Below are 26574 nucleotides of genomic sequence, written 5' to 3' on the forward strand. Positions count from 1 at the left end.
TCTCAAGGATCGGATGCTCCTGCCTTTGGCCATCACGACCGCCCTGCAGGGCAACTTCTCTAACTTACCACTTCTTCGGTTCTTGTCAAGTCGAACCAGGAGCTGATCTGAGTGGACCGGAGTCCGTCTGATCCTCACCGCTTCGATGACCCGAGAGCTGGGAAGTTCCAACCTAGTCTTGAAGTGAGACGATCTCAAGTGTGAGTTTGACTCACGTGGAGATGCTCGGCTTTTGGCTGGGTATCAGTCCCACTTGAGGCCGGGAAGCTCTTCCGCTTCCCGCACCTTTGGGGTGACGAGTGATTACTTTACGCAGACCGCCAGGGGCTGGCAAATCATCGCTGCATCCCGGGCGTGTCGCCCGGATCCACGCGCTTCAGTCCCGATCAGCGTCACCGATGCCGAGGACGGCCGCTGAGCCGGAGCCGGCCGCGACGACCGTCGCGACGGCGAGTGGGCTTCCGCCCCAGGCGGTGAACGAGTACTCGTCTCCGGCGGAGTCGACCGACCAACCGCGCTCGCCCGTGGTCGCGTCGATGCCGACGAGCGTGCCGTCGAGCGTGAGCAGGAGGGTCCGGTCGCTGTATCCGACGAGGCTGCCCTCGGCGTCCTGCTCCTCGTATCGGATCTCACCGTCTCGAGCGCCGACCCCGGTGTATCCGCCTTCGCCGTCGCCGAGCATGATCGTGTCGCCCACGGTGTAGGCGCCGTCCCACGTGCTCGTCAGTCCGCTGCGCCACTCGACCTCGCCGGATCGCGGGTCGAGGCGGCGGACCCGCTCCCCCGACTGGTCGGCGACGACCAACAGCCCGCTCGCGTCGAGCACCACCGGCAGCGCCCCGGTCGCCTTCCAGCGCTGGGCGCCGGTGCGGTCGTCCACCCCGCGGATCGTGGTGTCGTTGCCGGAGTAGTCGATCGCGACGAGATCGCCGCCCACCTGCTGGTAGTACCAGGAGAGGTCGCCCTGCCAGTCGATGGTCGATCCGTCGTCGAGCGAGTAGACCGCACCGTCGTAGAAAAGCTTGTCGCCCGCGGTGGTCGCCCGCTCGCCGGCATCACCGTTGACCTCCCAGACCGGGTCGGTCAGGTCCGTCGACCGGTAGCGGCCGACCGTCCCGGTGCCGTCAGCCGTGGTCGACGAGATGAGCAGGTCTCCCTCGAGACCCGGGACGAACGCCGCCGGTGCAGCGAAGTCGGCGAAGCCGATCCCCTCGACACTCGAGTGCTCTTGCGAGGTGGACACCACGTGCCCGTCGCGACGGCTCACGGCAACCATGAGGTCACCCTGGCTGAGCACGATCGCGGCCGCATCCGGTGGGGAGACGACCACCGGTGCGTCGAAGCGGTCGAACTCCGGAGAGAGCTCGGTGACGCGACGGTCCCAGAGGGTGTGGCCGTTCGCCGTGTTCACCAGGGAGACCACCGTCTCGCCCGGAGCGTCGTCGAGGGTCGTCTGATCTAGTGGCCGGTCGGTCGACCACACGAGCAGCGCGGTGTTGGGGCTCGCGGTGTACCCGTTGAGGTAGAGCTCGTCGCCCGCGGGCACCTCGTCATCCAGCGGATGCGCGAGTTCCCAGGTTCCGACGGTCGGCTTCGTCGGGAGGTCGCGGAGGAGCGCGAGCCCCTCGACGCGGTGGGGAACGGCCGCGACCACGATGAGCACGACCGCGACGATCGCAGCGACCACGGCGAGCGCGAGTCCGCCGAGGAGGAACCATCGTCGGCGCGAGGTGGTCCGCTTGACCGTGGTGGGCAACGAATCAGGGTGCCAGAGGGCGCGGGGCGCAGTCGGTTCCCCAGGTGCCTCCCCCGCGGCGGTCGCCGAGACAGGTTCGGCCGCAGCGGCTGTCGCCGGGAGCAGAGTCGACGCCTGCGACGGCGTCGGGTTGGTGGACTCGGGGTCCGGGACCGGTGTCGTCACCGCGATCGCCGGGATCGACGTCGCGATACCGGGGGGCGTGGGCTCAGTGGTGTCGACGTCCGGCGACGGCAGCCGATCGGCTTCACCCGCCGGGGCATCGGTCTCGACGTGGGGTGCATCGGTCTCGACGAGGTCGCCGTCGTCGGCCGGCGTGGGCCGGTCGTCCGCCGACTCCGACTCGGGCTCGTCCGCCGGCTCCGACTCGGCCGCCGCCTCGGCCTCGGCCGGTGTCTCCACCGTCGACAGCTCGCCCGTGCGCAGCGGCAGCATGGCCCCACAACTCGGGCACACACCGTCGCGACGGTCGACGATCTCGGTCCCGCACGCCTCGCAGAGCTGCACTCGGAGCATCCCCTTCAGGTTCGATGACGACGACGATGCCGTCGTCGGCGGATCAGGCGGGCGCTCCGTCGAGGAACAGCCCGGCGAGGGTGCGCTTGCCGCGGCGCAGCACGGCCACCCCGCCCGTGAGGAAGCGGTCGTCGAGGGTCGCGTCGACGTCGTCGATCTTGCGGTTGTTCACCGAAACCCCTCCCTGGGCGACCGCGCGTCGAGCCTCACCGAGGCTCGAGCACAGCTCCGTGTCGACGAGCGCCTGGATGACGAGCGTCTCCGCGGCCACCCGCGCGTTCGGCAACTCCGTGACGGCCGACCGCAGCGTGTCCGCGTCGAGAGCGTCGAGATCGCCCTGACCGAAGAGCGCGGCCGACGCGGCGATGGCCGCATCCGTCGCGGCGACCCCGTGGACGAGCGCGGTGACGGCGTAGGCGAGGGTCTTCTGCGCCTCACGCTTGAACGGTTCCGACTCGGTCGCAGCCGCCAGTCGCTCGATCTCCACCCGATCGAGGAACGTGAACACCTTCAGCCGGGCGATGACGTCCGCATCGTCGGTGTTGACCCAGAACTGGTAGAACGCGTACGGGCTCGTCATGCTCGGGTCGAGCCAGACCGCGTTGCCTTCGCTCTTCCCGAACTTCGTGCCGTCCGAGTTCGTGATCAGCGGAGTCCCGATCGCGTGGACGGTCGCCCGCTCGACCCGGTGGATGAGGTCGGTGCCGCTCGTGAGGTTTCCCCACTGGTCGCTCCCGCCGGTCTGCAGGACGCAGCCGTATTCGCGGTACAGCTCGAGGTAGTCCATCCCCTGGAGGATCTGGTAACTGAACTCGGTGTAGCTGATCCCCGCCTCCGAGTTGAGGCGGGCGCTGACCGCGTCCTTCTTCAGCATCGTGCCGACGCGGTAGTGCTTGCCGATCTCCCGCAGGAAGTCGATCGCCGAGAGCGGTGCGGTCCAATCGAGGTTGTTGACCATGCGCGCGGCGTTGTCGCCCTCGAAGCTGAGGAAGCGTTCGATCTGCGCGCGGAGCGATTGCACCCACTCGGCGACGGTGTCCGGCGTGTTCAGCGTGCGCTCGGCGGTCGGTCGTGGGTCGCCGATGAGGCCGGTCGAACCGCCGACGAGCCCGAGCGGGCTGTGTCCGGCCAGCTGCAGCCGACGCATGACGAGCAGCTGGACCAGGTTGCCCAGGTGGAGGCTCGCAGCCGTCGGGTCGAACCCGCAGTAGTAGGTGATCGGCGCTCCACCGAGCAGACGCTTCAGCTCCTGCTGATCCGTCGACACGTGGACGAGCCCGCGCCAGACGAGTTCGTCCCAGACGTCCTCGAAGGTCGGATCGTTGCGCTGGTCAGGAAGAGCGAGGTTCGACACGCTTGCAAGGCTATCAGCGCGGCATCGGCTGCCGGATCGGGCGCATCGGCACCGGCGCGATCGCGGCGATCGTGGCGTGCAGGAATTCCTTTCATTCGGCAGAGTTGTGGAAATACCTGCATGTTGCGGCTAGGGTGATCGAGCCGACCACCGCCGAGAGGAGAGCCGTGTACGTGCTGACCGTCGATCAGATCGCGAGCCGGACCGGCCCTGATCGCGCTGCCGGTGTCATCGAGTCGATCAACGACCGGTTCCCGGAGAGCCTGCTCCTCCAGGCCGAACGCACGGCGGGCGACGAGTTCCAGCTCGCCACCGAGAACGCCGAGGTCGCACTCGGCATCGCACTCCACCTCCTCCGGGATCGCGGCTGGAGCGTGGGCATCGGACAAGGCGACGTCCGGCGTCCGCTCCCCGATTCGACCCGAGCCGCGACCGGTCAGGCCTTCTACGCCGCGCGGGAGGCCGTCACGCGGGCCAAGCGGGCGCCCTTCCGGTTCGCGCTCGAGGCGGCCGACCAGCAGGGCGGCGCCGACGTCGAAGCGCTCATCGTACTCCTCCTCCACCTCCGCGACCGGCGGACCGCCGGCGGATGGGAGGTCGCAGACCTGCTCGCGGCCGGCGTGACCCAGTCCGAGGCTGCGGCACGACTCGGCATCACCGAGAGTTCGGTCAGTCGCCGGGTCGCGGCCGCCGGAGTCCGAGCCGAAGCCGCGGCGACCACCGCGCTCATCCGCCTCCTGGCGAAGCTCGACCAGGACGCCTCCGTGCACCACCCCGACGACCGAAAGGACGAGCGATGAACCTCGTCACGCTCACGCCCATCACCTGGCCGACCGTCATCGGCCTCCTCGGAAGCGCGCTCGTCTTCCTCCTGCTGGCCCGGGTGCTGAGCGCGCGTCTCGCGGATCGTCTCATGGTCGTGGCGGCTGCCCTCATGGTGATCGGGGCCCTCCTGGTCGCGCTCGTCCCCTCGGTTCCGCCGACCGGTCCGGCACTCGTGCTCCTCGGCGTCTTCGTCCTCGCCGTCGCGGTCGCCGGCGGTGGTCCGATCGCCTCCTTCGTCCTCGCCCTCGCGACGAAGGGCAGCGTCGCCCCCGGGATCCACGGCGGCATCCTCGTGGAGCACCGGAACCCGAGCGCCTCGCAGGTCGTCGGACGTCCGATCGAAGTGCTGCGCGGCGGGACCGCGATCGGGATCCTGGAACGGCTCGCCCTCGTCGCCGCGTTGTTCTCCGGCTATCCGGAGGCGATCGCGGTCATCGTCGCGGTGAAGGGTGTCGGACGCTTCACCGAACTCGACTCGGCCGAGGCGCGCGAGCGGTTCATCATCGGCTCGCTGGCCAGCCTCCTCTGGGCTGCCGGGGTGGCGTCGATCCTGCTGCTCGCGCGAGGCTGAGCCGGCGGGTCAGTCCACGGCCCTGGGCGAGCGGCGGTAGGGCGAGACGGTCGTCTCGCCCGGGAGCACGAACCGCCACGGGTAGGCGGCTCCCCCACCGACCCCGCTGACGCCCGTCCGCGGACCGGTCGCCGAGGCGAGCGGGCGCTCGGGCAGGAGCAGGTCGAAGGGCGGCTCGGCGAGGTCGTCACCCGACTGGTCGAGCGCGATCCCGAGCGCCACGGTGAGCCGCGCCGGTCCTCTGGCCAGGTCGCGATCCGGCACCCGTTCACCGCGTCGCAGCCGCGCGAGCTCCAGGCCCGCGACGACCTCGCCGGCGCGCAGGAGGACGGCCGACGCCGTGCCGACCGGTGAGCACACGACGTTGATGCAGACGTGCATGCCGTAGCTGAAGTACGCGTACAGATGCCCGGGCGAACCGAACATCGGACTCGTGCGCGGGGTCGGACCACGGTGCGCATGGGATCCGGGATCCTCGCCGACCCCGAGGTAGGCCTCGACCTCGGTGAGACGGACCGACACGGTGCCCTCGGGCGTCGTGTGGGACAGCACCGCTCCGAGCAGCGCGGGCGCGACCTCGAGGGCCGATCCCGAGGTCAGCGCCCGCAGCGGACCGGCCGTCGTCATCGGACCCCGCCCCGTCTAGAGCGAGAGGGCCTGCGACAGCGCGCCCACCCGCCCGACGAGCGTCACGAGCTGGTCCTGGACCCGCTCCGGCGCAGTCCCACCGGCGCCGAGTCGGCTACCGATCGAGCCGTCGACGGTCAGGACGCTCCGCACGGCCGGCGTGAGATGTTCCGAGACACCCGCCAGTGCGGCGTCGTCGGGTTCGTCGAGTGCAAGGCCGCGCTCCTCGCAGTACCGCACGAGCTCGCCGCTGATCTCGTGAGCGTCGCGGAAGGCCACACCCTGCTTGACGAGCCACTCGGCGACGTCCGTCGCGAGGGAGAACCCCTCCGGTGCGAGCTCGCGCAGCCGTGCCGTGTCGAAGCGGAGCGTCGCCACCATCCCGGTGAACGCCGGCAGCAACACCTCGAGCTGGTTCACGGAGTCGAACACCGGCTCCTTGTCCTCCTGCAGGTCGCGGTTGTACGCGAGCGGCAGCGCCTTCAGCGTCGCCAGCAACCCGGTCAGGTTCCCGATGAGTCGCCCGGACTTCCCGCGGGCGAGTTCGGCGATGTCGGGGTTCTTCTTCTGCGGCATGATGCTCGAGCCGGTCGAGTAGGCGTCGTCGAGGGTCACGAACCCGAACTCACGGGTGTTCCAGACGATGATCTCCTCGGCGAACCGGGACAGGTTGATCCCGATCAGCGAGGTGATGAACGCGAACTCGGCAACGACGTCGCGGCTGGCGGTGGCGTCGATCGAGTTCTCGGTCGGGCGATCGAGCCCGAGCTCGTGCGCGACGAGCACCGGGTCGAGACCGAGGGAACTGCCGGCGAGCGCTCCGGAACCGTACGGCGAGGCGCTCGCCCGGGCGAGCCAGTCGCGGAGCCGTTCCAGGTCGCGGGTGAGCGGCCAGGCGTGCGCGAGCAGCTGGTGGGCGAGCAACACCGGCTGGGCGTGCTGCAGGTGCGTGCGGCCGGGCATCACCGCGTCGGGGTGTGCTTCGGCCTGGGAGACGATCGCGTCGATCAGGTGGATGACGTCGCGGGCGATCACCCGTCCGTGATCGATGAGGTAGAGGCGCACGAGCGTCGCGATCTGGTCGTTCCGGCTTCGTCCGGCGCGCAGCTTCCCACCGAGTTCCTTGCCGCCCCGTTCGACGAGCCCGCGTTCCAGCGCCGAGTGGACGTCCTCATCGCTCTCGGCCGCGACGAACGTCCCGTCGGCCACGTCGGCGTCCAGGACGTCGAGGGCGGCGAGCATCCCGCGAAGCTCGTCCTCGTCGAGGTACCCCGCCGACGCGAGCGCCTTGGCATGGGCACGGGAGCCCGCGATGTCGTATGCGGCGAGGACCCAGTCGAACTGTGTGGACTTGCTCAGACGGGCGAGTTCCGGCGACGGTCCGCTCGCGAAGCGTCCACCCCAGAGGGCCCCGGATTCGCCTGCTCGGTTCTGCTGATCTGCCACGATGGGCCTCCTGTAATGCTGACGTCCGGAGTGCTCCGGACTGGTCGGTCGGCCGCAGCCGGGGAAGGGTCAGGCCGCGGAGCCGGCGTGCTGCTGCTCGAGCAGCCACACGAGCAGGGCCTTCTGCGCGTGGAGGCGGTTCTCCGCCTCGTCCCAGATGATGCTCTGCGCACCGTCGATGACCTCGGCCTCGACCTCGAAGCCGCGATCGGCGGGCAGGCAGTGCATGAAGACGGCGTCGGACGCTGCGAGCCCCATGAGCCTGCGGTCGACGCGGTAGCCGCCGAAGATGGCGACGCGTTGCGCCTTCTCGTCCTCCTTGCCCATCGACACCCAGGTGTCGGTGATCATCACGTCGGCATCCGCCGCCGCAGTGTCGGGGTCGGTGGTCACGAGCACGGAGCCGCCCGTCGTCGCGGCGATGCGCTCCGCGTCGGCGACGACGTCCGCAGCCGGGGCGAACTCGGCCGGGGCGGCGATACGGACGTGCATCCCCGCCGTCGCACCGGCCAACAGGTAGGAGTGGGCCATGTTGCTCGCACCGTCGCCGAAGAACGACATCGTCAGACCGGCGAGCTCGCCCTTGTGCTCGCGGATCGTGAGGAGGTCGGCGAGGAGCTGGCACGGGTGGAAGTCGTCGGACAGCGCATTGACGACGGGCACGGTCGTCCCGGCCGAGATCTCCTCGAGACCGGACTGGGCGTAGGTCCGCCAGACGATCGCCGCGACCTGACGTTCGAGGACGCGAGCTGTGTCGGCGGCCGTCTCCTTGCCGCCGAGCTGGCTGTTGGCCGTCGAGATGATGAGCGGTGATCCGCCGAGGTCGGCGATCCCCACGGCGAATGAGACGCGTGTCCGCGTCGAGGACTTGTCGAAGATGACCGCGACGGTCTGCGGGCCTTCGAGCGGCTTGCGCGACCAGCGGTCGCGCTTCAGCTCGGTGGCGAGGTCGAGGATCTCGGCCTGCTCGGCCGGGCTGAGGTCGTCGTCGCGGAGGAAGTGACGGGTCATGGCTGGTGGTCCTGTTCGTGTGGGTCGATGGCCGGTCAGGCCTGGACGGCGTCGAGCGCCGCGCGGAAGAGGGAGGTGAACTCGTCGATCTCGGCGTCGCCGATGATGAGCGGCGGCGCGATCCGGATGCTCGTCGCGTTCGGGGCGTTGACGATGAGCCCTCGGTCGAACGCCGCGGCCGACAGCTCGGCCGCCACCGGGGCGCTCAAGCCGATGCCGATGAGCAGCCCGTGTCCGCGGACCTCCTCGACGAGCGGGGAACCGATGGCGGTGATGACGGCCCGCAACTGCTCACCGCGCGCAGCGGCGTTCTGCACGAGACCGGCGTGCTCGATCTCCTCGAGCACCGCGTTCGCCGTCGCGGTCGCGAGCGGGTTGCCGCCGAAGGTGCTGCCGTGCTGGCCGGGTCCGAACAGCTCGGAGGCGGCGCCGAAGGTGACGAGGGCGCCGATCGGCATGCCACCGCCGATCCCCTTGGCGACGGTGATCGCGTCCGGGACGATGCCGTCCCGCTGGAACGCGAACCACTCCCCCGTCCGACCGGCCCCGGTCTGGATCTCGTCGATGATGAGCAGCACGCCGTGCGCCTCGGTGAGTGCCCTGGCACGGGCGAGGTAGCCCTCCGGCAGGTCGATGACGCCGGCTTCGCCCTTGATCGGTTCGAGGATCAGCGCGGCGACCCGGTCGTCGATCGCCGCCTCGAGTGCCTCGATCGTGGTCGGGATGTGCTCGACGCCGCCCGGGAGCGGGTGGAACCCCTCCTGCAGGGCAGGCTTGCCGGTCAGGGCGAGCGCGCCGAAGGTCCGCCCGTGAAAGGAGTTCTCCAGGGTGAGGACCCGGGTCCGCGATCCGTCGCCGTGGTTGAGTCGGGCGAGCTTGAACGCCGCCTCGTTCGCCTCGGCACCGGAGTTCGCGAAGTACACCCGACCGCCCTCGTCCGCTCCGGCGAGACGCTTCAGCCGGGCCGCGAGCTCGAGCTGCGGCGGACTCGAGAAGTAGTTGGAGACGTGCGCGAGCGTGCTCGCCTGTCGCGTGATCGCACCGACGAACGCCGGATGCGCATGTCCCAGTGCGTTCACCGCGATGCCCGCGAGGAAGTCGAGGTAGCGGTTGCCCTCGGCGTCCCAGACATGGCATCCCTCACCGCGCGTCAGCATCGCGATCGGCGTGTTGAACGTGCGCATCATGTCGCGGTCGACGCGGCTCTTCCAGTCGCTCATGAGTCCTCCGGGACGACCTCGGTGCCTGAGCCGTTCTGGGTGAACACCTCGAGCAGGATGGAGTGGGGTACGCGGCCGTCGATGATGGCAGCCTTGGCGACCCCGCCGTCGACGGCGTCGAGGCAGGCGGTCATCTTCGGGATCATGCCCGATTCGAGCGTGGGCAGCATGGCTCGGAGCTCACTCGTCGTGATCTGCGAGACGAGCGAGTCGCGGTTGGGCCAGTCGCTGTACAGCCCCGCGACATCGGTCAGGATGACGAGCTTCGCGGCACCGAGTGCCACGGCGAGCGCCGCGGCGGCCGCATCGGCGTTCACGTTGAGCGTCTGGCCGGGCTGGTCGAGGTCGGGGGCGATCGAGGAGACCACCGGGATGTTGCCGGCGTCGAGGTAGGCCTGCACCGAGGTCGGGTCGACGCTGACGACGTCGCCGACGAGCCCGATGTCCACGGTCTCGCCGTCGACGACGATCGAGCGACGACGCCCGCCGAACAGGCCCGCGTCCTCGCCGGACAGTCCTGCGGCGAGCGGGCCGTGTTCGTTGATCCGCCCCACAAGCTCGGGGTTGACCTGACCGGTGAGGACCATGCGGACGACCTCCATAGCCTCGGGCGTCGTGACCCGGTACCCGCCGCGGAACTCGCTGTGGATGTCGAGCCGCTCGAGCATCGCGGAGATCTGCGGGCCTCCACCGTGCACGACGACGGGCTTGAGCCCCGCGTAGCGCAGGTAGACCATGTCCTCCGCGAACGCCTGCGCGAGCTCGTCGCTCACCATCGCGTTGCCGCCGAACTTCACGACGATCGTCTGGTCGCGGAAGGTCTTCAGCCAGGGAAGCGACTCGATGAGGGTGGCGGCCTTGATCGCCGCCTCCTCGGGAGAGTTGTCTCGATACTGGGTCATCATCAGCTCGCGTACGCGCTGTTCTCGTGCACATAGTCGTGCGTGAGGTCGTTCGTCCAGATGGTGGCTCCCGTGTCACCGGCGTGGAGGTCGATGAGCACGTGCACGGCGCGCGGTGAGAGGTCGACGAGGTCGCGCGACTGATCCGGCTCGCCGGCGGTGCACACCTGGACGCCGTTCATGGCCACGTCGATCCCGTACGGGTCGAACTCGGCGCCCGTGGTCCCGACGGCCGCGAGCACCCGGCCCCAGTTCGGGTCGTTGCCGAAGATGGCCGCCTTGAAGAGGTTGCTGCGGGAGACCGCGCGGGCGACCTCGACCGCGTCGTCCTCGGACACCGCGCCGACGACCTCGATCGCGACGTCGTGGGCCGCGCCCTCGGCATCGGCTTGCAATTGCAGGGTGAGGTCGCGGCACACCTCCGTCAGCGCCTCGGTGAAGGCGGACAGCTCCGGGGTGACGCCGCTCGACCCGGACGCGAGGAGCGACACCGTGTCGTTGGTGGACATGCAGCCGTCGGAGTCGAGGCGGTCGAAGGTGACACGGGTCGCGCTGCGGAGCGCCTGGTCGAGCTGCGCCGGCTCGAGCACAGCGTCGGTCGTGATGACGACGAGCATCGTCGCGAGCCCGGGGGCGAGCATGCCCGCACCCTTCGCCATGCCGCCGACGGTCCATCCGTCCGCGCTCCGAACGGCCTGTTTCGGCTTCGTGTCGGTCGTCATGATCGCGGTCGCCGCGGCGAGGCCGGCCGCTTCGCTCGCACCGTCCTCGTCGGCGACCGCGCGGGTGGCGTCCCAGACGCCCGCGGTCAGCTTGTCGAGGTCGAGCTGTTCGCCGATGAGCCCCGTGGAGCAGACGAGGACGTCGCCGGCCGAGATCGCGAGTCGCTCTGCGACGGCCTCCGCGGTCGCGTGCGTCGTCTGGAAACCGCGCGTCCCCGTGTAGCAGTTCGCGCCGCCAGAGTTCAGGACGATCGCCGAGACGATGCCGTCCTGCATGACCTGCTCGCTCCAGAGGATCGGGTTGGCCTTGCACCGGTTGCTGGTGAACACCGTCGCCGCATGCTGCAACGGACCGACGTTCTGGACGACCGCGAGGTCGAGGCCCCCGGAGGTCTTGAGACCGCAGGCGACGCCCGCCGCGAGGAACCCTGCTGCTGCTGTCACACTCACGGTGCCACTCCATTCACACTCAAGCCGGTCGTCTCGGGGAGCCCGAGCGCGATGTTCGCCGATTGGATCGCCGCGCCGGCGGTCCCCTTCACGAGGTTGTCGACGGCGGTCACGACGACGACCCGTCCCACCGTCTCGTCGACGGCGAGTCCGATCAGCGCGGTGTTGGCGCCGAGGACGTCGGCCGTCCGGGGGAACGAGCCCTCGGGCAGCACCTGGACGAACGGCTCGTCGGCGTAGGCCGTCTCCCAGGCCTCGCGGACCGCTGCCGCCGTGGTGCCCGGGACGATGCGTGCCGTCGAGGTGGCCAGGATGCCGCGCGACATCGGGACGATGACCGGGGTGAACGAGATGGACGCGCGATCGGCACCGGCCGCCCGGAGGCTCTGCGTGATCTCGGGGATGTGCCGGTGGGTACCGCCGACGGCGTACGGGTTGGCCGTGCCGAGCACCTCGCTCGCGAGCAGGTTGACCTTCAGGCTCTTCCCTGCACCGGACGGCCCGACGGCGAGCACGGAGACGAGGTCGAGCGGCTCGATCACCCCCGCGGCGATGCCGGGCGCGAGGGACAGGGCGACGGTGCTCGCGTTGCATCCGGGAGCGGCGATCCGCTTGGCGCCCACGAGTGCGTCGCGCCCCCGACCGGTGGACGTCTGGAGCTCCGGCACGCCGTAGGCCCAGGCGCCGAAGTAGTCGCCGCCGTAGAAGGCGTCCCAGTCGGCTTCGTCGACGAGCCGGTGGTCGGCTCCGCAGTCGACGACGAGGGTCTCCGGCGGAAGCGACGCCGTGACCTCACCCGACTTGCCGTGCGGCAGGGCGAGGAAGACGACGTCGTGTCCCGCGAGCACCTCCGGCGTCGTCGCCTCGAGGACGAGATGCCGGAGTGATCGGAGGTGTGGCTGGTGGTCGACGAGCGGTTGACCGGCGTTCGCGTGCGCGGTCACCGTCCGGACGTCGAAGTCGGGGTGGTCGGCGAGCAACCGAAGCAGCTCGCCTCCTGCGTAGCCGGATGCTCCGGCCACCGCTACAGAGAAGGACATGGCTCTACCTTATTGAGTGGACGCTCGAGGGGCGGAGGCGGCGACTCCTGGACGACTGCACGGTCACCTGGACCGTGCGAGCACCGGGGTCGCCTATCGTCGCTCTGCGGTAGCGCGTGCGGACACGGGACGGCGGAGGGCGCGGAGCGTGATCGCCCGCGAAGAACCCTGTGCCTGGAAACGTGCCATGTCGAGAGCGTACTACGACGACGAGGATGCCGACGAATCCGCGCCCGGCGCAGCCCGCTCCGCGATGAGCGCGGCCTGGACCCGCGACCGTGCATCGAGCTTCACGAGGATCCGGGACACGTGCGTGCGGGCCGTCGCCTCCGACAGCCCGAGCGCGGTCGCGATCCCCGCGTTGCTCAGTCCAGCGCGCAGCTGCTCGAGGACTTCACGCTCCCGCGGTGTCAGTGTGGCCAGACCGGGGTGCGGCAGCGCCGGCTCCGGCACGACCGGAGGTCTGGCCGCGGCGAGACGTTCGAGGACTCGGCGGGTCACCTCAGGGGCGAGCACCGCCTCGCCCGCATGCACTCGTCGGATCGCGTCGACGAGGCCGGCAGCGGAGACCGTCTTCACCAGGAAGGCGTTCGCCCCGGCCGCCAGCGCCTCGTCGACGTACCGGTCGAGCGCGAAGGTCGTGAGCATGATGATGCTCGGCGGTGGGGTGGCCGCAGCGAGGATGGCCGGGATCGCGTCGATGCCGGAGGCACGCGGCATCTGGACGTCGAGCAGCACGACGTCCGGTCGATGTCGCGCGGCTTGCGCGACGACGGCCTCCCCGTCCGCCGCCTCGGCGACGACCAGGATGTCGTCCGGCTCGTCGAGCAGCGCTCCCAGACCCGCTCTGACGGCGGCATGGTCGTCCGCGATGAGGACCGTGATGGTCATGACGCCCCTCCTGCGGTGACGACCGCGGGGGTGGTCGGTGACACGGGGCTCGGCACGGTGAGCGCCGTCCGCCAGTCCGGACCGTCCGGCCCCGCGACGAGGTCGCCTCCGATCAGACGTGCCCGCTCGGCCAGGCCGACGAGGCCGACCCCACCGGACCCGGCGAGCACCGAAGAGGAGATCGCCGTCGGCAGCGGGTTGCTGAGCGTGACGGACAGGGCACCGGGCGGGAGCGAGACCTCGACCCGCACGGAGGCACCCGGTGCGTGCTTCGCGGTGTTCGTCAGGCCTTCGACGAGCGTGCGGAGCCCGACGATCGAGGTCTGCGCGGGGACCTCGGCGAGCGCCGCGTCGTCCGGTGCCCGTACCTCGACCTCCAGTCCGTTGGCACGGGCGACCTCGACCGCGCGGCGGACCGACTCGGCCGTGAGTCGGTCCGGTGCCTGGGTCGGGTCGTCGGCCGACTGGTCACCGCGGAGCACGTCGATCATGGTGCGCATGTCGGCGAGCGCGTCGAGACTGCTCGTCCGGACGAGTGCGAGACTGCGCCGCAGCGCCACCGGGTCGGTGCCGTCGCGTCGTTCCAGGGCCGCCGCCGACTGCATCGCGATCGCCGAGAGGTGACCGGCGATGACGTCGTGCAGCTCCCGACTGAGCTCGAGCCGTTCACGGGTCACGGCGTCCTGCCGGAGTGCAGCCGCCGCCTGGGCGATCGTGTCCGCGCGCTCCCGCTGGCGTTCGGCCTCGAGACGGGGGTACCGGACCATCCTGCCGTACCAGATCGAGCTCGCCAGGATGACCGGGACGATGATGAGCGAGCCGAGGACCACTCCGCGACCGAGCCGGGTGACGGCCTCGACGTCGTCGGTGAACCAGATCACCGCGAAGACACCGACGGACACGACGGCGAGCGCGGTGCAGGCGAACGCGGCGACGTCCATGACCCGGGACCGCGAGTAGAGCGCCGCCGCATAGGCGAGGTCGGACACGACGATGAGCATCCCGAGGCCGCTGCCTCCGGTGGTGAGCGCCTCGGCGAGGGCGATCAGGACGCCGACGGCCAGCGTGGTCAACGGGCGTCGACGGCGGAGCAGGTGCACCGCCAGGATGGCCGCGAGGAAGACGAGAGTGAGGAGGAGCGGCGGTTCCGATACGGTCGTCCCCCAGGGGACATGGATCCCGAGGAGGGCGAACAGGAGTCCCATGGCCGCGCACACCGTGGTGATGACCGGCTCGCGGTGTCGATCCACCCATGCGCGCGGTCCTTCGAGAGCAGCCATGCCTCCATCACACCAGCTCGGGCCGCGCGGCGCGAGCGCCGGAGGGACGAGCCCGCGTACGCAGTTCCGCTGACCCCGTCGCCGGAGGATCAACAGCACGGTCGATGCGGCACGGCATCACCCCGCGACACCATCGGAACATGGACAGCTTCACTGAACTCTTCGGCACGAGCCCACTCATCTGGGCCATCCTCGGCGCGGAGGCCGCGTTCTGGATCCTCCTCTTCGGCGGGCTCGCGGTCCGCTACCTCCTCCGGCGACGCCGGCTCAGCGCGATCATGTTGATCGGTGTACCGGTCGTGGACCTCGTCCTCCTGGTCCTGACCGCGACCGACCTCGCGTCCGGCGAGGAGCCCAACGTCACGCACCTCCTCGCGACCATCTACCTGGGCTTCACGGTGGCGTTCGGCCACGCGCTCATCACGAAGGCGGACGTCTGGTTCGCACACAGGTTCGCCGGCGGTCCAGCACCGCGGCCGAAGCCGAAGTCCGGGCCCGCGTACGTCCGGGCCGCCTGGTCGGAGTGGCGTCGGGTGGTCCTCGCCGTCGCGATCGCGGTCGCCGGGCTCCTCGCGATGCAGACCATGGTCGGCTGGACCGTCCCCGCGTCCTTCGCCCTCGCGAACGAGGATGTCATCTGGGGCATGATCATCAAGCTCGTCGCGATCTCCGGCATCTGGTTCGCCGCAGGCCCGGTGTATGCCGTCCTCTTCCGGAGTTCCGCGCCCGCGCCTGACACCACGGAGCGGGTTTCAGATTCCGTTCCAACATCTCAGGGGCGTCCCTAACGGCGCTCTATCTCATATCTGAGATAGAGTGACGACATGGAAGACACGGCAACGTTTGAACGAACGGACCCTGCGGCACCGCTCCGGCAGGTCGGAGCACTCATCCGCGGCGCCCGTCAGGGACGCAAACTCACCCAGGCCCAGCTGGCGGAACGCGTCGGCACGAGCCAGAGCGCGATCAACCGGATCGAGCAGGGCAGTCAGAACATCAGCATCGACCTCCTGAGCCGGATCAGCACCGCGCTCGAGAGTGAGATCGTCAGTTTCGGCGAACAGAAGAAGAACTCGCACCTCCGCGTCCAGGGCGGCAGACAGCTGCACGGGACCATCGCGGTGCGTTCGAGCAAGAACGCCTCGGTCGCGCTCCTGTGCGCCGCGCTCATGAACCGCGGCCGCACCACGCTGCACGGCATCGCCCGGATCGTCGAGGTCGACCGCATCATCGACGTCCTGCGCAGCCTGGGCGTCTCCGTGGTCTGGTCGCCCGACGGCCAGGACGTCGAGATACACGTCCCGGCCGACCTCTCACTCGAGAGCATCGACGAGGACGCCGGTCGCCGGACCCGCAGTGTGCTCATGTTCCTCGGCCCGCTGCTCGGCCGCTACGACACCTTCGCCCTCCCCTACGCCGGTGGTTGCGACCTCGGGACCCGGACCGTCGAACCGCACCTCATCGCGCTCCGGCCGTTCGGCTTGTCCATCGAAGCGACCGCCGGCTGGTACCAGGCCACCGTCGCCCCCGACGTGCCCGAGGAGCTGAGCGTCGTGCTCACCGAGCGCGGCGACACCGTGACCGAGAACGCCATCATGGCCGCCGCGGTACGCGACGGTGTGACGACCATCCGCAACGCCAGCCCGAACTACATGGTGCAGGACCTGTGCTTCTACCTGGAGCTCCTCGGCATCACCATCGAGGGCATCGGGAGCACGACGCTCCGGATCACCGGCCGCAGCGTCATCAACGAGGACGTGGACTACTGGCCGAGTGAGGACCCGGTGGAGGCGATGAGTCTACTCACCGCCGGGATCGTCACCGACTCGGAGATCACCGTCACGCGCGTGCCGATCGAGTTCATGGAGATCGAGCTCGCGACGCTCGGCGAGATGGGACTGCGCTACACCCGCTCCCCCGAGTACGCAGCCGCGAACGGTCGGACCCGTCTCGTCGACGTCACCGTGCACCCCTCGAAGCTGCACGCCCCGATCGACAAGATCCACCCCATGCCGTTCCCGGGGCTCAACATCGACAACCTCCCGTTCTTCGCGGTCATCGCGGCGTGCGCCGAGGGCGACACGCTCATCCACGACTGGGTGTACGAGGGCAGGGCGATCCACCTCACCGACCTGACGCGACTCGGCGCGAACGTCCGCCTGCGCGACCCGCACCGCATCGACGTCTCCGGGCCGACCCACTGGTCCGGCGCCGAGGTGAGCTGCCCTCCCGCGCTGCGACCGGCCGTCGTCATCCTGCTCGCCATGCTCGCCGCGAAGGGCACGAGCGTGCTCCGGAACGTCGACATCATCGCTCGCGGGTACGAGCAGCTGCAGGAGCGGCTCATCACCCTGGGTGCGTCGATCGAGACCTTCCGCGACTGAGTCGTCCCGTCCGACGGACGCGGCCCCGCAGATCGTCGATCCGCGGGGCCGCTGTCGTCCGGTACGACCGGCTCAGTCCCGGATGCTCGCGCCGAAGCGCTCGGCCGCCACTGCCGCGCCGGCGAGCTTCGCGTCGCTCGCCTCCGCCGCGGTGAGCGTGCGGTCCGGCGCGCGGAACCGCAGCGCGAAGGTCAGACTCTTGCCACCCTCGGGCACGCCCGAACCGCGATAGTCGTCGACGAGGCGGATGTGCTCGAGCAGCGAACCGGCTCCGACCCGGACGGCGTCGAGGACCTCGCCGGCTGAGACGGTCGCCGGGACGAGCAGCGAGAGGTCCTGCGTCGCAGCGGGAAGGGTTCCGATGCCGACGGCCTCGGGCAGTGCGTCGCCGAGCGCGATGATGCGATCCAGGTCGAGTTCCGCGACCGCCACGACGCGCGGCAGGTTCGCCTCCTCGGCGACGGCCGGGTGCACCTCCCCCGCGTACCCCACCAGGACGTCGCCGACATGCAGCGCCGCAGTCCGTCCGGGGTGCAGTGCCTGGTGGCTGCCCTGGGAGACGGTGATGTCGACACCGGTCGCCACCGCGACGGCCTGGACGGCCTCGAGCGCCTCCGCGATACCGGCCGCGACGGCGGGCTGGCCCGGCTGCTTCGCGACGGCGTTGCCGACCGCGAGGAATCCGAGATGACGCGGTTGGGCCGGGACGCCCGCCTCGAGCTCCTCGAGCTGGGCCTCGCTCGGACGGACCGCCGCCTGCGGGAGTTCGGCCTGGCCGAACGCGCCGTGACGGGACGGACGGAACACCGCGCCGACCTCGAAGATCGAGAGGTCGGTCAGACCGCGCGAGACGTTCCGGTGGGCCACGGCGAGGAGACCCGGCAGGATCGACGCGCGGAGGAAGGGGGCCTTCGCGTCGAGTGGGTTCGCGAGCTTCACGGCTGGGAACGCACCCGGCTGCGGAGCGCCGAACCGCGCGTTCTCCTCGGCGGAGACGAACGGATAGGCCAACACCTCGGTCGCGCCGCCGTAGGCGAGCGCGTCGGCGACCCCACGGCGCAACCGCTGCGAACGCGAGAGCCCGCGTCCCGGAGGCGCGACGGGGAGCACAGACGGGATGCGGTCGTATCCGAGGATCCGCGCCACCTCCTCGGCGAGGTCCTCCTTGCCGGTGATGTCGTGGCGCCAGCTCGGCGGCGTCACGAGCAGGCCGCCATCGGTAGCCTCGACGGCCGCGCCGATCTCGGCGAGCGCGGATCGTGTCTCGTCCGCTCCGAACGTGACGCCGATGAGGCCGTTGATGTAGTCGTCGGGGAGCAGGATCGGCTCGCGATCCGGCGCCGTGGTGACGGTGGAGCCGAGGTCGTCCGTCCGGCCGCCGGCCAGGTCGACGAGCAACTGCGCGACGCGACCGGCGGCCGCGACGGCGATCTGTGGATCGACACCGCGCTCGAACCGCTTGGACGCCTCGCTCGGCAGCTTGTGGCGACGCGCGCTCCGCGCGATGGACACCTGGTCGAAGTTCGCGGCCTCGATGAGGACGTTGCGCGTGGCATCGGTGATCTCGGTGTCGAGGCCACCCATCACGCCCGCGAGCCCGATCGGGCCCGAGTCGTCGGTGATCAGCAGGTCCTCGTCGTGGAGCTTCCGCTCCTGGCCGTCGAGCGTGACGAAGGTCTCGCCGGACCGCGCGCGCCGGACGACGATGCCGCCAGTGAGCTTGTCGAGGTCGTACCCGTGGATCGGCTGCCCGAGCTCGAGCATGACGTAGTTCGTGATGTCGACGACGAGCGACAGCGAGCGGATGCCGGCGAGCTTCAACCGGGCAACCATCCACGGCGGGGTCGGCTTCGTCGGGTCGACGTCGCGCACGACGCGGGTGACGAACACGCTCGACCCGACGCGACCGCGGATCGGCCCCGCATCCTCGATCGTGACGGGGAAGCCGTCGAGTGGCCCGGTGAACGCCTCGGGGACGCTCGCCGCCGGGTCGCGGAAGGCCGCACCGGTCGCGTGCGAGTACTCGCGTGCGACCCCTCGGATCGAGAACGCGTAGCCGCGATCGGGCGTCACGTTGAGCTCGACCGCGGCGTCGTCGAGACCGAGCAGGCTGATCGCGTCGGTGCCGACGGGTGCCTCGACCCCGATCGTCGAGAGACGCAGGATCCCGTCGTGGTCCTCACCGAGGCCGAGCTCGCGAGCCGAGGCGATCATGCCGTCCGACACGTGGCCGTAGGTCTTGCGAGCGGCGATCGGGAACGGACCGGGCAGCACGGCGCCGGGCAGGGTGACGACCACCTGGTCGCCGACGAAGAAGTTGCCGGCACCGCAGACGATGCCCCGTACGGCCCCGTCGGCGTCACCCTCGGCGACGCGGACCTGGCACCAGCGGATGGTCTTGCCGTTGGACTGCGGCTCCTCGACGAACTCGAGGACCTCGCCGACCACGATGGGACCGGTCAGCTCGAAGCGGTGGACGTCCTCCTCCTCGAGCCCGACGCGCACGAGCGCGGCGTGGACGTCTTCGGGGGTGGTCCCCGGGGCGAGTTCGACGAACTCCCCGAGCCAGCTCAATGGAACACGCACGACTACACCACCATCCCGAACTGCTGGGAGAAGCGGACGTCGCCCTCCACCATCTCTCGCATGTCCTGCACGCCGTCGCGCAGCATCAGACCGCGCTCGACCCCCATCCCGAAGGCGAAGCCCGAGTAGACCTCGGGGTCGATACCGGCGGACCGGAGCACGTTCGGGTTGATCATGCCGCACCCACCCCACTCGATCCAACGCGGTCCGTCCTTGAAGGTCGGGTGCCAGAAGTCGAGCTCGGCGCTCGGCTCGGTGAAGGGGAAGTAGCTGGGACGCAGGCGGACCTTCGCGTCGTCGCCGAAGACGCTCTTCACGAAGTGGTCGAGCGTTCCGCGCAGGTGCGCCATCGTCAGGCCCTTGTCGACGGCGAGACCCTCGAACTGCATGAAGACGGGCGTGTGCGTCGCGTCGAGCTCGTCCGTGCGGTAGACCCGCCCGGGGGCGAGCACGTACACGGGGAGCTCGCGCTCGAGCAGCGAGCGCACCTGGACCGGCGACGTGTGCGTCCGCAGGACGAGGTGCGACTCCAGCGGCTCCACGAAGAAGGTGTCCTGCATCGCGCGGGCCGGGTGGTCGGCGTCGAAGTTCAGGGCGTCGAAGTTGAACCACTCGCTCTCGACCTCGGGCCCCTCGGCGATCTCCCACCCCATGCCGACGAAGATGTCGGACACGCGGTCCTGGAGGAGAGTGAGCGGGTGCCTGGCCCCGACCGACCGACGCAGCGGCACGGCGGTGACGTCGATCGCCTCGGCTGCGAGTCGTGCCTCCGTCTCCGCGGCGACGATCTCGCCCTCGCGCTCGCTCAACGCCTTCGAGACGCGCCCGCGGGCCTGACCGACCAGCTTGCCGAGCGCGGCCTTCTGGTCGTTCGGCACGCTGCGGAGCGACCCGTTCAGGGCGGCGAGCGGTGACGCTTCGCCGGCGTGGGCTGATCGGACCGCTTTCAGGGCGGCCGAGTCGGTGGCTGCGGCGATCGCTTCGAGAGCGGCGTCGACCGCGGCGTTCACCGCTGGTTCGGAGATTGAGGATGCGTCGGACACGAGAGCCAAGTCTACCCAGGCGGTCGGCCCACATGGGCGACCGTCCTCGCCCCGACGGCGGCCCGATCGCCTGGGCTCCGTCGGGACGAGGTCAGACGCTCGCGCCGGACGACTGGTTCCCCGCCTGGATGCCGAGGATCTTGGTCGTCGTGTCCTCCGTCACGGCCTGTTCCTTCGGCGTCCGCGGCGACCGTCGGGTACGCACCTCGACGATCTTCGCGACGCCCGAGAGGATCAGGCAGAGCACGATGTAGATCGAGCCCATCACGATGATCGAGGGGATGATCGGGCTGCCGTAGAGCGCCTGCGACCCGAACTGCTTCGCGAGGTAGAGGAGCTCCTGATAGGTGATCAGGAAGCCGAGTGCCGTGTCCTTGAGGGCGACGACGAGCTGGGCGATGATCACCGGCAGCATCGCGCGGATCGCCTGCGGGAACAGGATGAGGCGCAGGACGGCGGACTTCCGCAGGCCGATGGCGTAGGCGGCCTCGCCCTGCCCCTTCGGCAGCGACTCGATGCCCGCTCGGAAGATCTCGGAGAACACCGCGCCGTTGTACAGCGTCAGCGCGATGGCGACGGCGACGAACGGCGTCACGAAGGTGAAGCCGAGGGGCGGCAGCCCGTAGTACATGAGCATCATCAGGATGAGGACCGGGACCGCCCGGAAGAACTCGATGAAGATCGTGAAGGGGACGCTGATAATCTTGTGGTCGGACAGTCGGCCGATCGCCAGCACCAGTCCGAGGACGACGCTGCAGACGGCGGCGACCGCGAACGCGGACAGGGTCGCACCCGTCGCCTGGAGGATCTGCTCCCAGACACGCGGGAAGCTGAAGAGCTTCCACTTCGAGGCGGTGAACTGTCCGGTCTCGATGAAGCGGAAGACGACGAAGGCGAGGATGCCGGCGACGACGAGCACCGTCGCCGCACCGATCCAGCGATAGCGGACGATGGCCTTCGGGCCGGGGGTGTCGAACAGGACGGAGCTCATCGCGCGATCCTCCACTTCTTCTCGAAGGCCCGTTGGGCGAGGGACAGGAGCGACACGAGCGCCACGAAGATGAGGGCGACCCACAGGAGACCGACGAGCAGCGGCTCACCGCGCTCTGACAGGTTCGCGCGGATCGCGCCCGCTTCGGCGACGGAGAAGCCGGCGGCGACCGTCGTGTTCTTGAGTAGGGCGATGAGCACGCTGAACAGCGGAGGCAGCACGGCACGGAACGCCTGCGGCAGGATGACGAGCGTCATGGTCTGTCCGAACGGCAGCCCGATCGCGCGTGCGGCCTCGGCCTGACCGATCGGCACCGTGTTGACGCCGGACCGCAGGACCTCTGCGACGTAGGTCGCGGTGTAGAGGCTCAGCCCGATGATCGCGAGCGTCGTGTAGCTCACTTCGGGGAGCCCGAGCTTCGGGTAGCCGAAGGCGAAGAAGAAGAGGATGAGGGTCAGCGGGGTGTTGCGCACCGTGTTGACGTACACGGTGCCGAAGAGGCGCATCGCAGGGACCGGCGAGACCCGCATGGCACCGACGATGGTACCGAGGATGAGCGCGAAGAACCCCGACACCACGAAGAGCAGCAGGGTGTTGCGGAAGCCCGTGACGAAGAGGTCGAGGTTGTCGAGCAGGACGTTCATGTCGCGCACGCCTTTCGGGAGGGGGACGCCCCTGGCGGGCGCCTGGGCGGAGTCGACGGGACAGCTCCCCCGGACGGCCGCTGGTCGGCGGCCGCCCGGGGCGCTGCTTAGTAGTCGTCGACCGCCGGCTGGGTCACCTTGGTGCCGGAGGCGCCGAGGGTGGCGTCGTAGATCTTGGTCCAGGTGTCGCCGCCATCGGTGAACATCGTGTTGATGAAGTGGCGGAGGGCGTCGTCACCCTTCGGCAGACCGATGCCGTACAGCTCGGTGCTGAACGGCTCGCCCACGACCTTGAGGTCGTCGGGGAACTGCGCCGCGTACCCGATCAGGATCGCCTGGTCGGTCGTGACCGCGTCGACCTTGCCGTCGTTCAGGGCCTCGACACACTGCGAGTAGGTGTCGAACTCCTCCGTCTTGGTGTCGGGGAAGTTGTCCTTGATGTTCTGGATGGGCGTGGAGCCCGTCGCCGAACACACGGTCTTGCCGGCGAGGTCGTCCTCGCCCTTGATGTCGTCGTTGTCCGCGGCGACGAGCAGGCCCTGGCCGGTCTCGAAGTACGGTCCGGCGAAGTCGATCTGCTCCTTGCGCTTGTCGGTGATCGAGTAGGTGCCGACGTAGTAGTCGATGTCACCGTTCACGATGGCCGATTCGCGGTTGGCGCTCGGGATCGCCTTGAACTCGATCTTGTCGGCTTCGAAGCCGAGCGACGCGGCGATCCAGGTGGCCATCTCGACGTCGAAGCCGGAACGCTCGCCGGTGGCGGCGTCGAGGTATCCGAGACCGGGCTGGTCCTCCTTGACACCGATGCGAACCTTGTCGGCCTTCACCATCGCGTCGTACGTGGGGCTGCCCTCGAGCTGGACGTCGGAGGCGACCTCGAAGAGTGCGCCGCCGTCGGACGCGCCGTCGGTCGATCCGGTGCCGGCGTCGCCGCCGCTGCACCCGCTGAGCGCGAGCGCTGCTGCAGCGACTCCCGCGGTGATGAACATGAGCCTCTTGCGCATGTTTTCCTTCCTTCCTTGGTGCCCGGGACGGGCCGATCGGTTGGTCAGTTCCGGGTCGCCGCGCGGGTCGCGCGATCCGGAGTCGGATGGGTCAGTGGGTGAGGAGCTTCGACAGGAAGTCCTTCGCCCGCTCGGATTGCGGGTTCGTGAAGAACGACTCGGGGTCGGTGTCCTCGAGGATCTCGCCGTCGGCCATGAAGACGACGCGGTCGGCGGCCTTCCTGGCGAAGCCCATCTCGTGGGTGACGACGATCATCGTCATGCCCTCGCTGGCGAGCTGCACCATGACGTCGAGGACCTCGTTGATCATCTCGGGGTCGAGGGCCGAGGTCGGCTCGTCGAACAGCATGACCTTCGGCTTCATCGCGAGGGCGCGGGCGATCGCCACGCGCTGCTGCTGCCCGCCGGACAACTGTGCCGGCAGCTTGTCGGCCTGCACGCCGATGCCGACGCGTTCGAGCAGCACCTTCGCCGCATCGTCGGCGTCGCGCTTCTTCTGCTTGCGCACCTTGATCGGGCCGAGGGTGACGTTCTCGCGGATCGTCTTGTGCGCGAACAGGTTGAACGACTGGAACACCATGCCGACGTCGGCGCGCAGCTCGGCGAGCTGCTTGCCCTCCTCCGGCAGCTTCTTGCCGTCGATCCGGATCTCCCCCGAGCTGATCGTCTCGAGCCGGTTGATCGTCCGGCAGAGGGTCGACTTGCCGGACCCGGACGGTCCGATCACGACGACGACCTCACCCTTGTTGACGGTGAGGTTGATGTCCTTCAGGGCGTGGAACTCGCCGTAGTGCTTCTCGACGTTCTCCATGACGACGAGGGGCTCGCCGCGCCCTGCCTGGATCGGGTTGCTCGTGGTCTCGTATGCGCCGGCGGCACCATGCGAGGCTGCTGCATCGGGTTCCGTCGGGCCGGAGTTCGGGGACACTGTTGGCTCCATGTAACCCAAACTAGGTGACCGTGTGTTTCGTGCGCATGACGGAAGCGCTACGGTTACCGTTTCGTAACCTCGACGGTAGACGCCTCAGGCGCTCACGCGTGCTGCGCGAACGCGCTCTCGAAGACGCACACCGATGCCGCCGTGGCCAGGTTCATGCTCTCGGCACGGCCGTAGATCGGTACCGTAACCGCACGGTCGACGAGCTCGAGGTGCTCGTCGGTGAGTCCCCTGGCCTCGTTGCCGAACACCCATGCCGTCGGCCGCGCGAGCACACCTTCCGACCGGGCCACGAGGAGGTCCTCGCCCTTGATGTCGGCCGCGAGCGTCTGCAGTCCCGCTGCACGGGCCCGTTCCAGCACGGCGGGCAGCTCGACACCGACCGCGACGGGCAGGTGGAAGAGCGAGCCGGTCGTGGAGCGCACGACCTTCGGGTTGTAGAGGTCGACGGTCCGTCCGCTCAGGACGACGGCGTCCGCGCCGGCGGCGTCGGCGGCTCGGATGATCGTCCCGAGGTTGCCCGGATCGCGGACCTCCTCCAGGATGACGACAAGCTGCGGCTCTCCGGCGAAGATGTCCTTGATCGAGGTCGGGAACTGCTGCGCGACCGCGATGAACCCCTGCGGGGTGACGGTGTCGGCCATCGACTCGAGGACCTGCTCGGTGACGAACTCGACCTCGAGTCCCGCACCGGCGGCCGCGGCCCCGATCTCGGTGTAGCGCTCGAGGGCCGTCGGCGTCGCGTACAGCTCGAGGATCAGGTCGGGCCGGAACTGCAGGGCCTCCGAGACCGCCTGTGGTCCTTCGAGGAGGAACAGGCCGGTCTCCTGTCTCGCCGGACGCTTGGCGAGTTTGGCGACGGAACGGACGCGCGGTGACCGCGGATTGTCAAGCACGCACCCATCCTATTGGTNAACACGTCGTCCGGTCGGACGCAGGGCTTCCGACTACGCGGAGACCTTGGGCGCCGAGGTGTCGGCGGGCAGCGCGGCCTTAGCCGACGCGACGAGGGCCGCGAAGGTGGCGGGCTCGTGCACCGCGAGGTCCGCGAGGATACGGCGGTCGACCTCGATCCCGGCGAGGCCGAGACCCTGGATGAAGCGGTTGTACGTCATGCCGTTGGCACGCGAAGCCGCGTTGATGCGCTGGATCCAGAGGCGACGGAAGTCACCCTTGCGCGCACGACGGTCGCGGTACGAGTAGACGAGGGAGTGAGTGACCTGCTCCTTGGCCTTGCGGTACAGACGCGAACGCTGACCGCGGTAACCGGCGGCGCGCTCGAGGATGACGCGACGCTTCTTGTGAGCGTTGACCGCCCTTTTGACTCTTGCCATGTTCCTAGTTCCTTACGGGTAAACGGTCTAGCGACCGAGCAGCTTCTTCATGACCTTGGCGTCGGCGGGCGCCAGCACCTGGTCCTGGTTCAGGCGACGGGTGCGACGGCTGGACTTGCTCTCCAGGTTGTGTCGCATACCGGCCTGCTGCTTCATCAGCTTGCCGCTGCCGGTGACCTTGAATCGCTTCTTGGCCCCGGAGTGGGTCTTCTGCTTCGGCATGGGATTCCTCGTTTCTTATCGGTTCTCGTCGGTGGATGACTCCACCGGAGCAGCCTCGTCGGCTTCGTCGGCTTCAGCCGGACGTGCCTTGGATGCCGCACGTTGTGCGTTGGCTTCGGCTTTCGCCTCGGACTTGTTCTTGAGTGGACCGACGACCATCACCATGTTGCGACCGTCGACCATGGGGGTGGACTCGACGGTGCCCCACTCGGACACGTCCTCGGCGAACTTCTGGAGCAGGCGGACGCCCTGCTCTGGGCGGGACTGCTCGCGGCCGCGGAACTGGATCATGGCTTTCACCTTGTCACCGGCCTTGAGGAAGCCCTCGGCGCGCTTGCGCTTGGTCTCGTAGTCGTGCTGATCGATCTTGAGGCGGAACCGGACCTCTTTGAGGATCGTGTTCGCCTGGTTGCGCCGGGCCTCTTTGGCCTTCTGCGCAGCCTCGTACTTGAACTTGCCGTAGTCCATGATCTTCGCGACGGGCGGCTTGGAGTTGGGTGCGACCTCGACGAGGTCGAGATCCGCTTCCTGCGCGAGGCGAAGGGCGACCTCGATTTTGACGACGCCGACCTGTTCTCCGCCGGGACCGACGAGTCGGACCTCCGGGACGCGGATACGGTCATTGGTACGGGGATCGCTGATGCGGAGCTCCTCTGACTGGGTGGGATGCCACGCGACCAGGTCCGATACCTGCGACGCGACGAAATCGGTTCACCACACACCCGTACCCTCCGCCGGTGTTCAGAACACCTGTCGGAAGGCACCACGCCCGACGACCCGAAGCGGTGAAGCGACAGGCGGAGCGTGACAACCCGGTA

At 69.3% G+C, this 26574-nt stretch carries 25 protein-coding genes; 4 read left to right on the forward strand and 21 right to left on the reverse strand.

From position 1 onward, the window contains the following. Positions 1 to 376: 376 nt before the first annotated feature. Positions 377 to 2272 carry an outer membrane protein assembly factor BamB family protein gene (locus tag IFR14_RS12620; RefSeq protein ID WP_191941325.1) on the reverse strand — a complete coding sequence of 632 codons (1896 nt, stop codon included), beginning with the start codon at positions 2270 to 2272 and terminating at the stop codon, positions 377 to 379. A 43-nt stretch (positions 2273 to 2315) separates the two neighbouring features. Next, entirely contained in the window at positions 2316 to 3626 is a 1311-nt protein-coding gene (gene tyrS / locus IFR14_RS12625; RefSeq protein WP_191941326.1) for a tyrosine--tRNA ligase, read from the reverse strand. Positions 3627 to 3793: 167 nt separating this feature from the next. On the opposite strand from tyrS, the gene IFR14_RS12630 reads away from it, so the two are divergent. Further along, positions 3794 to 4426 (forward strand): DNA-binding protein, encoded by a 633-nt coding sequence (locus IFR14_RS12630; RefSeq protein WP_191941327.1) that lies wholly within the window; start codon positions 3794 to 3796, stop codon positions 4424 to 4426. Continuing rightward, positions 4423 to 5022, forward strand: coding sequence for a hypothetical protein (locus tag IFR14_RS12635; protein ID WP_191941328.1), 600 nt, complete (start codon positions 4423 to 4425; stop codon positions 5020 to 5022). Before IFR14_RS12630 ends, IFR14_RS12635 begins: the two co-directional genes overlap by 4 nt. A gap of 9 nt (positions 5023 to 5031) precedes the next feature. On the opposite strand, the gene IFR14_RS12640 is transcribed toward IFR14_RS12635, so the two are convergent. From IFR14_RS12640 to IFR14_RS12680, 9 genes are all read right to left on the reverse strand, one after another. After that, a complete protein-coding gene (locus IFR14_RS12640; protein ID WP_191941329.1) occupies positions 5032 to 5649 on the reverse strand; it encodes a DNA-3-methyladenine glycosylase in 618 nt (205 codons plus the stop codon). A gap of 15 nt (positions 5650 to 5664) precedes the next feature. Beyond that, positions 5665 to 7095 carry an argininosuccinate lyase gene (gene argH, locus IFR14_RS12645; RefSeq protein WP_191941330.1) on the reverse strand — a complete coding sequence of 477 codons (1431 nt, stop codon included), beginning with the start codon at positions 7093 to 7095 and terminating at the stop codon, positions 5665 to 5667. Positions 7096 to 7164: 69 nt separating this feature from the next. Beyond that, positions 7165 to 8106: an ornithine carbamoyltransferase gene (argF, locus tag IFR14_RS12650; protein ID WP_064294412.1), complete on the reverse strand. Its 942-nt coding sequence runs from the start codon at positions 8104 to 8106 to the stop codon at positions 7165 to 7167. A gap of 35 nt (positions 8107 to 8141) precedes the next feature. Beyond that, entirely contained in the window at positions 8142 to 9326 is a 1185-nt protein-coding gene (locus tag IFR14_RS12655; RefSeq protein ID WP_191941331.1) for an acetylornithine transaminase, read from the reverse strand. Then, a complete protein-coding gene (gene argB / locus IFR14_RS12660; protein WP_446728084.1) occupies positions 9323 to 10231 on the reverse strand; it encodes an acetylglutamate kinase in 909 nt (302 codons plus the stop codon). The genes IFR14_RS12655 and argB overlap by 4 nt, the downstream gene beginning before the upstream one ends. Then, positions 10231 to 11400: a bifunctional glutamate N-acetyltransferase/amino-acid acetyltransferase ArgJ gene (argJ, locus tag IFR14_RS12665; protein ID WP_079707059.1), complete on the reverse strand. Its 1170-nt coding sequence runs from the start codon at positions 11398 to 11400 to the stop codon at positions 10231 to 10233. The genes argB and argJ overlap by 1 nt, the downstream gene beginning before the upstream one ends. Next, positions 11397 to 12440 (reverse strand): N-acetyl-gamma-glutamyl-phosphate reductase, encoded by a 1044-nt coding sequence (argC, locus tag IFR14_RS12670; RefSeq protein WP_064294415.1) that lies wholly within the window; start codon positions 12438 to 12440, stop codon positions 11397 to 11399. Before argC ends, argJ begins: the two co-directional genes overlap by 4 nt. 201 nt (positions 12441 to 12641) lie before the next feature. Next, on the reverse strand, positions 12642 to 13331 hold the full coding sequence (locus IFR14_RS12675) for a response regulator (RefSeq protein ID WP_191941332.1): 690 nt from the start codon (positions 13329 to 13331) through the stop codon (positions 12642 to 12644). Continuing rightward, positions 13328 to 14611, reverse strand: a complete 1284-nt coding sequence (locus IFR14_RS12680) for a sensor histidine kinase (RefSeq protein ID WP_191941333.1) — start codon at positions 14609 to 14611, stop codon at positions 13328 to 13330. Before IFR14_RS12680 ends, IFR14_RS12675 begins: the two co-directional genes overlap by 4 nt. Before the next feature lie 140 nt (positions 14612 to 14751). Between IFR14_RS12680 and IFR14_RS12685 the strand changes: the two genes are divergently transcribed. Beyond that, positions 14752 to 15399, forward strand: coding sequence for a hypothetical protein (locus IFR14_RS12685; protein WP_191941334.1), 648 nt, complete (start codon positions 14752 to 14754; stop codon positions 15397 to 15399). A 36-nt stretch (positions 15400 to 15435) separates the two neighbouring features. Beyond that, complete coding sequence (locus tag IFR14_RS12690) at positions 15436 to 16995, forward strand: helix-turn-helix domain-containing protein (protein ID WP_079707064.1); 1560 nt, start codon at positions 15436 to 15438, stop codon at positions 16993 to 16995. Between the two features lie 72 nt (positions 16996 to 17067). On the opposite strand, the gene pheT is transcribed toward IFR14_RS12690, so the two are convergent. The 10 genes from pheT to infC all read right to left on the reverse strand — a co-directional run bounded on the left by pheT (position 17068) and on the right by infC (position 26437). Next, on the reverse strand, positions 17068 to 19581 hold the full coding sequence (pheT, locus tag IFR14_RS12695) for a phenylalanine--tRNA ligase subunit beta (RefSeq protein ID WP_191941335.1): 2514 nt from the start codon (positions 19579 to 19581) through the stop codon (positions 17068 to 17070). A gap of 2 nt (positions 19582 to 19583) precedes the next feature. Beyond that, on the reverse strand, positions 19584 to 20624 hold the full coding sequence (gene pheS, locus IFR14_RS12700) for a phenylalanine--tRNA ligase subunit alpha (protein WP_191941336.1): 1041 nt from the start codon (positions 20622 to 20624) through the stop codon (positions 19584 to 19586). A 91-nt stretch (positions 20625 to 20715) separates the two neighbouring features. Then, positions 20716 to 21615 carry an amino acid ABC transporter permease gene (locus IFR14_RS12705; RefSeq protein WP_191941337.1) on the reverse strand — a complete coding sequence of 300 codons (900 nt, stop codon included), beginning with the start codon at positions 21613 to 21615 and terminating at the stop codon, positions 20716 to 20718. Next, the gene (locus tag IFR14_RS12710) at positions 21612 to 22259 is read right to left on the reverse strand and encodes an amino acid ABC transporter permease (protein WP_124769498.1); all 648 of its coding nucleotides are present in this window, start codon (positions 22257 to 22259) and stop codon (positions 21612 to 21614) included. Before IFR14_RS12710 ends, IFR14_RS12705 begins: the two co-directional genes overlap by 4 nt. 107 nt (positions 22260 to 22366) lie before the next feature. After that, positions 22367 to 23263, reverse strand: a complete 897-nt coding sequence (locus tag IFR14_RS12715; RefSeq protein WP_191941338.1) for a glutamate ABC transporter substrate-binding protein — start codon at positions 23261 to 23263, stop codon at positions 22367 to 22369. Between the two features lie 91 nt (positions 23264 to 23354). Next, positions 23355 to 24074: an amino acid ABC transporter ATP-binding protein gene (locus tag IFR14_RS12720; RefSeq protein ID WP_079707380.1), complete on the reverse strand. Its 720-nt coding sequence runs from the start codon at positions 24072 to 24074 to the stop codon at positions 23355 to 23357. 221 nt (positions 24075 to 24295) lie between these two features. Further along, a complete protein-coding gene (locus IFR14_RS12725; RefSeq protein ID WP_191941339.1) occupies positions 24296 to 25096 on the reverse strand; it encodes an RNA methyltransferase in 801 nt (266 codons plus the stop codon). A gap of 51 nt (positions 25097 to 25147) precedes the next feature. Beyond that, the gene (rplT, locus tag IFR14_RS12730) at positions 25148 to 25534 is read right to left on the reverse strand and encodes a 50S ribosomal protein L20 (RefSeq protein ID WP_064294422.1); all 387 of its coding nucleotides are present in this window, start codon (positions 25532 to 25534) and stop codon (positions 25148 to 25150) included. A 27-nt stretch (positions 25535 to 25561) separates the two neighbouring features. Next, on the reverse strand, positions 25562 to 25756 hold the full coding sequence (gene rpmI, locus IFR14_RS12735) for a 50S ribosomal protein L35 (RefSeq protein WP_056012069.1): 195 nt from the start codon (positions 25754 to 25756) through the stop codon (positions 25562 to 25564). A gap of 15 nt (positions 25757 to 25771) precedes the next feature. Continuing rightward, positions 25772 to 26437: a translation initiation factor IF-3 gene (gene infC / locus IFR14_RS12740; protein WP_194719021.1), complete on the reverse strand. Its 666-nt coding sequence runs from the start codon at positions 26435 to 26437 to the stop codon at positions 25772 to 25774. Between the last annotated feature and the right edge of the window lie 137 nt (positions 26438 to 26574).

Source organism: Plantibacter sp. CFBP 8775 (assembly GCF_014839505.1).
Taxonomy (GTDB): domain Bacteria; phylum Actinomycetota; class Actinomycetes; order Actinomycetales; family Microbacteriaceae; genus Plantibacter; species Plantibacter auratus.

Excerpts from the sequence above, each read along its gene's own strand:
- IFR14_RS12620 (WP_191941325.1), bottom strand. The coding sequence starts at position 2,272 with ATGCTCCGAGTGCAGCTCTGCGAGGCGTGCGGGACCGAGATCGTCGAC.
- IFR14_RS12635 (WP_191941328.1), top strand. The coding sequence starts at position 4,423 with ATGAACCTCGTCACGCTCACGCCCATCACCTGGCCGACCGTCATCGGC.
- IFR14_RS12640 (WP_191941329.1), bottom strand. The coding sequence starts at position 5,649 with ATGACGACGGCCGGTCCGCTGCGGGCGCTGACCTCGGGATCGGCCCTC.
- argF (WP_064294412.1), bottom strand. The coding sequence starts at position 8,106 with ATGACCCGTCACTTCCTCCGCGACGACGACCTCAGCCCGGCCGAGCAG.
- IFR14_RS12655 (WP_191941331.1), bottom strand. The coding sequence starts at position 9,326 with ATGAGCGACTGGAAGAGCCGCGTCGACCGCGACATGATGCGCACGTTC.
- argB (WP_446728084.1), bottom strand. The coding sequence starts at position 10,231 with ATGATGACCCAGTATCGAGACAACTCTCCCGAGGAGGCGGCGATCAAG.
- argC (WP_064294415.1), bottom strand. The coding sequence starts at position 12,440 with ATGTCCTTCTCTGTAGCGGTGGCCGGAGCATCCGGCTACGCAGGAGGC.
- IFR14_RS12675 (WP_191941332.1), bottom strand. The coding sequence starts at position 13,331 with ATGACCATCACGGTCCTCATCGCGGACGACCATGCCGCCGTCAGAGCG.
- IFR14_RS12680 (WP_191941333.1), bottom strand. The coding sequence starts at position 14,611 with ATGGCTGCTCTCGAAGGACCGCGCGCATGGGTGGATCGACACCGCGAG.
- IFR14_RS12685 (WP_191941334.1), top strand. The coding sequence starts at position 14,752 with ATGGACAGCTTCACTGAACTCTTCGGCACGAGCCCACTCATCTGGGCC.
- IFR14_RS12690 (WP_079707064.1), top strand. The coding sequence starts at position 15,436 with ATGGAAGACACGGCAACGTTTGAACGAACGGACCCTGCGGCACCGCTC.
- IFR14_RS12705 (WP_191941337.1), bottom strand. The coding sequence starts at position 21,615 with ATGAGCTCCGTCCTGTTCGACACCCCCGGCCCGAAGGCCATCGTCCGC.
- IFR14_RS12710 (WP_124769498.1), bottom strand. The coding sequence starts at position 22,259 with ATGAACGTCCTGCTCGACAACCTCGACCTCTTCGTCACGGGCTTCCGC.
- IFR14_RS12715 (WP_191941338.1), bottom strand. The coding sequence starts at position 23,263 with ATGCGCAAGAGGCTCATGTTCATCACCGCGGGAGTCGCTGCAGCAGCG.
- IFR14_RS12720 (WP_079707380.1), bottom strand. The coding sequence starts at position 24,074 with ATGGAGAACGTCGAGAAGCACTACGGCGAGTTCCACGCCCTGAAGGAC.
- rplT (WP_064294422.1), bottom strand. The coding sequence starts at position 25,534 with ATGGCAAGAGTCAAAAGGGCGGTCAACGCTCACAAGAAGCGTCGCGTC.
- rpmI (WP_056012069.1), bottom strand. The coding sequence starts at position 25,756 with ATGCCGAAGCAGAAGACCCACTCCGGGGCCAAGAAGCGATTCAAGGTC.